This is a genomic window from Robinsoniella sp., from assembly GCF_034124845.1.
Genome location: NZ_JAWYAJ010000004.1, coordinates 1 through 6,142 on the forward strand (window position 1 = coordinate 1; position 6,142 = coordinate 6,142).

Annotated in this window: 7 protein-coding genes; 3 read left to right on the forward strand and 4 right to left on the reverse strand. The window is 40.5% G+C overall.

What is annotated here, in order from left to right:
• Positions 1-164: 164 nt before the first annotated feature.
• The 4 genes from ACH2DQ_RS00185 to ACH2DQ_RS00200 all read right to left on the reverse strand — a co-directional run bounded on the left by ACH2DQ_RS00185 (position 165) and on the right by ACH2DQ_RS00200 (position 2,714).
• Complete coding sequence (locus tag ACH2DQ_RS00185; RefSeq protein ID WP_394914649.1) at positions 165-1,064, reverse strand: DUF2935 domain-containing protein; 900 nt, start codon at positions 1,062-1,064, stop codon at positions 165-167.
• A gap of 66 nt (positions 1,065-1,130) precedes the next feature.
• Entirely contained in the window at positions 1,131-1,388 is a 258-nt protein-coding gene (locus tag ACH2DQ_RS00190) for a hypothetical protein (RefSeq protein WP_394914648.1), read from the reverse strand.
• 5 nt (positions 1,389-1,393) lie between these two features.
• The gene (locus ACH2DQ_RS00195) at positions 1,394-1,726 is read right to left on the reverse strand and encodes an AAA family ATPase (protein WP_394914693.1); all 333 of its coding nucleotides are present in this window, start codon (positions 1,724-1,726) and stop codon (positions 1,394-1,396) included.
• Positions 1,727-2,042: 316 nt separating this feature from the next.
• Positions 2,043-2,714 (reverse strand): cyclase family protein, encoded by a 672-nt coding sequence (locus tag ACH2DQ_RS00200; RefSeq protein WP_395024996.1) that lies wholly within the window; start codon positions 2,712-2,714, stop codon positions 2,043-2,045.
• Between the two features lie 272 nt (positions 2,715-2,986).
• Here ACH2DQ_RS00200 and ACH2DQ_RS00205 point away from each other — a divergent pair, with 272 nt between their 5' ends.
• The 3 genes from ACH2DQ_RS00205 to ACH2DQ_RS00215 all read left to right on the forward strand — a co-directional run bounded on the left by ACH2DQ_RS00205 (position 2,987) and on the right by ACH2DQ_RS00215 (position 6,107).
• Positions 2,987-4,456 carry an ISLre2 family transposase gene (locus tag ACH2DQ_RS00205; RefSeq protein ID WP_394914646.1) on the forward strand — a complete coding sequence of 490 codons (1,470 nt, stop codon included), beginning with the start codon at positions 2,987-2,989 and terminating at the stop codon, positions 4,454-4,456.
• A gap of 369 nt (positions 4,457-4,825) precedes the next feature.
• Positions 4,826-5,254 (forward strand): MarR family winged helix-turn-helix transcriptional regulator, encoded by a 429-nt coding sequence (locus tag ACH2DQ_RS00210; protein ID WP_394914645.1) that lies wholly within the window; start codon positions 4,826-4,828, stop codon positions 5,252-5,254.
• On the forward strand, positions 5,247-6,107 hold the full coding sequence (locus tag ACH2DQ_RS00215) for an NmrA family NAD(P)-binding protein (protein WP_394914644.1): 861 nt from the start codon (positions 5,247-5,249) through the stop codon (positions 6,105-6,107). The genes ACH2DQ_RS00210 and ACH2DQ_RS00215 overlap by 8 nt, the downstream gene beginning before the upstream one ends.
• Positions 6,108-6,142: the final 35 nt, after the last annotated feature.

The window sequence follows — 6,142 nt, forward strand, 5'->3', positions numbered from 1 at the left end:
GAAAATGCCGTTAATGTACATATCAACAGATTGAGAAATAAAATCGAAGATAATTTCCGTGCTATAGATAGACGCTCCTCAAATATTTGCAAATTACTGCATAAAAATAAGAAGTATATGGGCGGATCATAACTACCGCTAAATACTTCTTATTTTCATTTCATCTAATCCTGTTCCTGCAATAATCTCAGGTAATGGTTCGCTTCCCTCAGAACATGGTCTGCAAGGAGCGGAAGTATAATGGATGAGATCTCACAATCCGAAATTCCTTTTGTACCCGCTTCTTTAAAATCACGGTATCTGCAGGTTTCCTCCAGTGTTCTCTGGGTAAGCGCATCCATTGTCATGCAATTCTTGGCATTTGCTTCTTCCAGAAGACAGGCATACTCTTTGGCAAAATTATTCGCAGTTTCGATCAGTTCCGCCTCTGAAGGATCCAGTAATCCCCGGATAAACAAGGCATGTTCCATCATAATCTGGTTCCAGAATAATTCCATCTCTCTTCTATTCTCTTGACATATGGTTCCTTCACACTCTAATTCCTTTAAAAATGATTGATATAGCTTTGCTTCCCGGATAATATGCTGAATGAGAAGCGGATAATTGGCGGTAAAAAGCCGGCATGTATTTACATCCTTTAAAATGTTCTCTTTAAAATCTATTAATCCGCTCACCAGCTCGAAAGCTCTTCGGTTTAAAGCTCTCGTTCGTTTTTCTAACTCTTGCACATTACAAACCTCACAGTTACATCTAAGCTGATGCTCAATCAGGGTAATGTTGCTATTGATCGGAATTCCTGTAAGATGCTGCGTCTTCTTTTCTGCAAGCAACGTGTAAGGTGTTACAATTTCACATGACTCCAAGGCTTCACAGCTGATAATCCCATCGCTGATTCTTGCAGTTTCTGCCAATAAATTTTCAAATTGTACTCTGTAGCATGATGCCGTCCTGATACAGGCCGCATCCTTTCTCATAAATCCCGCTTCAAGAAACAGGGAATGTTCTTTCATAATTCTTGCAAAAAACAGATGTAGTTCCAAAGATTGTGTAATAAAGTGATGCATATTTAATCTCTACCTTACCAGATCGTGTTTGAAAGATATTTACAAACACGCCTTAAAGCGTTCTTTTTATATATATGCACGGCTTGCAGAAATGGGTATAATATATAGGATTTTTTGAGAAGTCAATCGAATATAACCTATGCCAAACATAGATAACATGGCTGATACTTTATCTTCATCACATGCCAGAGTTGCTTCCAGCATTTCTTTTGAGCGTTCTACAATCTTCTTCACTTCTCCCATGCTCTTTCTTGTCAGAACATCCTGGTATTTTTCCATTAATTCATGATTGGGAATGCACAGATAGCCATCATGATAAGACAAGATTCTCATGATGCGGTAAACAGATCACTAACCGGAACTCCTTCTTCTTTTTTTAATCCATATGCTTTCTCTATATCTGCCGCCAGCCTTTGTTTTACATAAGAAATATATGACTCGTAGGTACTGCAAGGGTCTGGCATTCGACTAAGATCCACAAAAATTACATTATGCTGATTCAGATGTTTCGTATAAAGATCCGATTTTGAAATTGCTAAACCTTCAAACAGAGTATGGCTGTCAAAACCACATGTATAATATGCACCCAGCATATTTGCATTCACCGTTTTTCCAAAACGCCTTGGCCTGGTAATACAGATATATTTATTTCCTGTTTTTATCTTAGTGGATACTTTTCAATCAACATGCTTTTATCTACATAGATCTCACTGTTTCGTGATTCCTGAAATAAAATAATAGGATTATTTCTATTTAAGTAATACATAAAATTATCCCCCTTTATATAAAAATCGGTTATACACCTATCCTAAGAGTATAACCGATTTTTTTCTATTTCACCAGTGATCCATACCTGCACACTTAAGAGTATTTAAAAAATACCAATCTAACTTTTTAATATTATTCTGCAATCGCCCACATCCGCACAGGAAGTCCCGTTGCTCCCTCTATAGGAAGAAACGCTGCAATGACTACGGCTCAGGCTGGAGGGACTTTGTCCAGATTGCACATTACCTCTACCTGAAGCTTTCCCTGTTTCAGAAGATAACGCTCACATGCCAGATCCCCTGCTTGTTCTGCCAGCTGGGAGGCATCGGTATCCAGCGTCTCATGACCGTTTGCGGCAGCATTTCTTATCTCGTATATGTACTGAAGCGCCTCCATAGACCATCCTGGAAAATGTTCACCGCCATTTTCATCGAAATTGGATATGGCTTCCATATCGGGCCAACGGGCACTCCATCCTGTATACAGTGCAACAAAAGCGCCGTCCGGAATTTCACCGTATTTTTCTTCATATTCTTTTAGATCCTCTACCGTTACCGCATAGTGCACATCTTGTTTTACCTTATCCGAAATATCAATGACTACTAATGGAAATACCATATCTTTAACGGAATATGCTTCCGATAACGCTTCCCCTTTGATAAAATGCCCCGGGAAATCAATATGCGTACCAAACTGCCCCGGAAACTTGAAGGTCTGAATCAGGCACTCCAATTCATTTCCCCAGTCATAGACCGTTTTTGAAAGTTCTACCGCACCTTCCGGTATGCCGCTCCAATAAGGACTGTTGTTATTCAGGGGATGTGATAATTCGATCCAGCGGTAGTTTTTCAGTTTCTCTAATTCTTCCCATAATTTGTACATAGCTGTTACCTCCCTGTCAATTGAGAATATATATTAACTCTTTATCCATCATACCCCAAATAGTCCCCGTTGGCAATCCGTTTCGATCTATCAACGCTGACTATATTGATCTTAAAAATGGAGACAGCAAAAACCAGCATACACTATATAAGGAAATGCAAACCGCTAGCGTAAAATTTTTGTAGGATATAAGAAAAAGAAGAGAACACCAACTTTGTGTTAAAATATATTAGGTGCTCAAGCCAAATATAGAACAAAGGAAGGTGTTCTCTATGATTAAAAGTATACAACATTTTGAGGAGTTTGGCATCAAAAATTTAGAAAAAGTAGTTGAGGGATTTATGAAAGACCCAAAAGACATGACGTCTTTCGTCTATGGGATCCGTGATGTGGTCATTCATCTGGGCCTGGAAATTATCAAAGAAACGCTGGAAGACTGCAACCAAATGCTGCGGGACAGCGCCAAAAGAAAGCAAAGCTGGAGCATCGTAAAAACAGATACCAAGAAACTGACAACGTCACTTGGAAGTGTATCCTTCGAAAAAACGCTGTTTAAACATAAGACCAGTGGCGAGTACGCCTATCTGCTGGACCGCATACTGGGGATACCGAGTCATGAGCATCTAACAGAGGATGCCTGTGCCCGTCTGCTGACTGAAGCGGTTCAGACCTCCTATCAAAGAGCCGGGGAAGAGACGAGTCTGACGGATGAAGTGAGTAAACAAACCGTAAAGAATAAACTGCATAAGCTCGCGTTTCCCAGCCAGACGAAGCCGCCGGAAAAGAAAAAAGAAGTAGAATACCTGTACATAGATGCGGACGAAGATCATGTATCTCTCCAGTTTAAAGAGAAAAAGGGTGATCTGGAGATGGGAGCGAGCCACTGGAAGAATAACTGTGTGCTTTCAAAGCTGGTATACGTGTATGAGGGGATTGAAAAGGAAGCGCCAAAAAGCAGGCGCAGGCGTCTGATCAATGCGCATTATTTCAGTGGCGTATATGACGGAAAAGAGAATCAGAAGCTGTGGCAGGAGGTGTATGAATATCTGGAGCAGACCTATGATCTGGAGAAGGTAAAGAAAATCTATCTGAATGCAGACGGAGGCGGCTGGATCCAGGGCGGCAAAGAGCTGAGTGCCCAAATAACCTATGTGCTGGATGAGTTCCATCTGAAGAAATACCTGCTAAAACTGACCGGACATATGATGGACAGCGCAGAGGATGCAAGGAAAGAGCTGTGCAGTGCCATAAAGGACGGAACAAAGGCAGATTTTAAGAGGGTTGTAAAGCGAATAACCGGCTATGCGAGAACCGAAAATGAGCAAAGGCGGATAAAGGAAAGTGCAGCGTATATTTTATCCAACTTTTCGGCAGCGCAGGTAAGACTTGGGCGAGAGGAAGGGGTCAGAGGCTGTAGTGCAGAGGGGCATGTAAGCCATGTATTATCAAGCAGAATGAGCTCAAGACCGATGGGATGGAGCCGTCTGGGAGTTGACAAAATGTCACATTTACGAGCGTATTACTGGAATGGAGGAGATATGCTGGAACTGGTTAGGAGCCAGAAAGAAAAGCTGCAGGTAGCAGTGGGAGCAGAGAATGAGGTGCTGAGCTGTGAAGAGATCCAAAAATCAGAAAGGGCAAGGCGATCAGCGCTGGGAAAATATGTGGAAAGTATAAGCCACAGCATCCGTTTACAGACGAGGCAGAAGATATATTTTCAGCATCATATCTGGGACCTGTAGAAGACATCGGAAAACAGAACGGGAGGAGCAGGTAAGGATTGCCTGGAGAAAAAAACAGTAAAGGTGCTGTCGATGTCAATGGGGTGCAGATAGAACCGATCAAAGCCCCCTGGCATTAACAGATACAGGACCTTTGCGGCAGCATGCCCAAAAGTAACAGGACTTGAAAAGAAAAAAAGGAAATGTTATAATCGGCATAGAAAAGCAAATCTAATATAGACTTAACACAAATCAGGGTGACTCTACCCTTTACAATCCTACAGTAAATTTACGCGCCAATGCAAACCAATCTCCATTGACAAAGTACACCAGGTGTACTAAAATAGCATAATAGTACACCGAGTGTATCTTATGGATAGGAGTATGATTATGGATAACTTAATAAGAGCTTCTGAGCAAATTTCTTTATTTTGCAGAATGAATGTCAATACCAGGCGGGAATTGCCCATCCGTTCCAGTGAAATGGGAATGCTGATTTATCTTGTGAAAACGGAAGAAGAAAAAACACCAAATGGAGTAGCTCGTTTCTTCCGTTTTACAAAATCTATGGCTACCAATATGGTGACCTCTCTTTCAGCAAATGGATACATTGTAAAAAAACAGTCAGAAACTGACAAACGTAGTTTTCTGCTCATTCCCACTGATAAGGCTATTCAGCTTGTAGAAGACACGTACGAGGAATATTTTAAAATAATGTCTGTTTTAGAAACAAGAATGGGCGAAAAAAAGTTCAGTGATTTCCTGGTACTGCTGGAAACTGCGAACAATATTTTATTGGAGGAAAAGAACAATGGGTAGAATTTTAGTGACTGGTGCTTCTGGAAACGTTGGAAAATATGTAGCACAATATGCACTTAAAAATGATCAGAGAATAACAGTTGCGGGAACGCATCTAGAAAGACTTGCTAAAACGTTTGACGATAAAGCAAAGATTACTCACTTTGATTTTACTGACCCATCTACATTTGGCGATGTTTTAGAAGATGTAGACAGGGTGTTTATTATGCGCCCGCCACATTTAGGAAAACCAGAGGACTTAAAACCATTCATTGACGCATTAAAATCCAAAGGCGGAATAAAACTGGTTTGCTTTTTATCTTTGATTGGTATTGAGAATAATCCAGTTCCACCACACTATAAAATTGAAAAGTATATTGAACAGGCGGATTTGCCGTATTGTCACATCCGCCCCAGCTTTTTTATGCAGAACATTAGCGGAGTTCATGCTTTTGAAATTAAAAATTTTAACAGGATTGTAGTTCCGGTAAAGAGAGCATTAACCAGCTTTATAGACGCTGAAGATATTGGGGAAATGACAGCAAAGATTTTAAGTGAACCAGAGCTTCATCAAAATAAAGGCTATTCCATTACAGGTTCAGAAGCCATTGATTATTGGAAAGTTGCAGAAATCTTATCAAAGGAACTGGGCAGAGAAATCATTTATACCAATCCAAAACCGTCTTTTGCAAAAAAATATTGGATTACGGTACGTGGCTTAGAAAAAGAATACTGTACCGTTATGAGTATGCTGTATATGATGACACGTTTAGGAACAGCCAAAAAGGTAACCCCTGTGTTTGAGCAGGTTATGGGGAGAAAGGCCCATACATTCAGGCAGTTTGTGATAAAGAATATCGGTTATTGGCAATAAGAAAACAGATCGGCTCGCAAACCGATCCTTTTTTC

Excerpts from the sequence above, each read along its gene's own strand:
- ACH2DQ_RS00210 (WP_394914645.1), top strand. The coding sequence starts at position 4,826 with ATGGATAACTTAATAAGAGCTTCTGAGCAAATTTCTTTATTTTGCAGA.
- ACH2DQ_RS00200 (WP_395024996.1), bottom strand. The coding sequence starts at position 2,714 with ATGTACAAATTATGGGAAGAATTAGAGAAACTGAAAAACTACCGCTGG.
- ACH2DQ_RS00205 (WP_394914646.1), top strand. The coding sequence starts at position 2,987 with ATGATTAAAAGTATACAACATTTTGAGGAGTTTGGCATCAAAAATTTA.
- ACH2DQ_RS00185 (WP_394914649.1), bottom strand. The coding sequence starts at position 1,064 with ATGCATCACTTTATTACACAATCTTTGGAACTACATCTGTTTTTTGCA.
- ACH2DQ_RS00215 (WP_394914644.1), top strand. The coding sequence starts at position 5,247 with ATGGGTAGAATTTTAGTGACTGGTGCTTCTGGAAACGTTGGAAAATAT.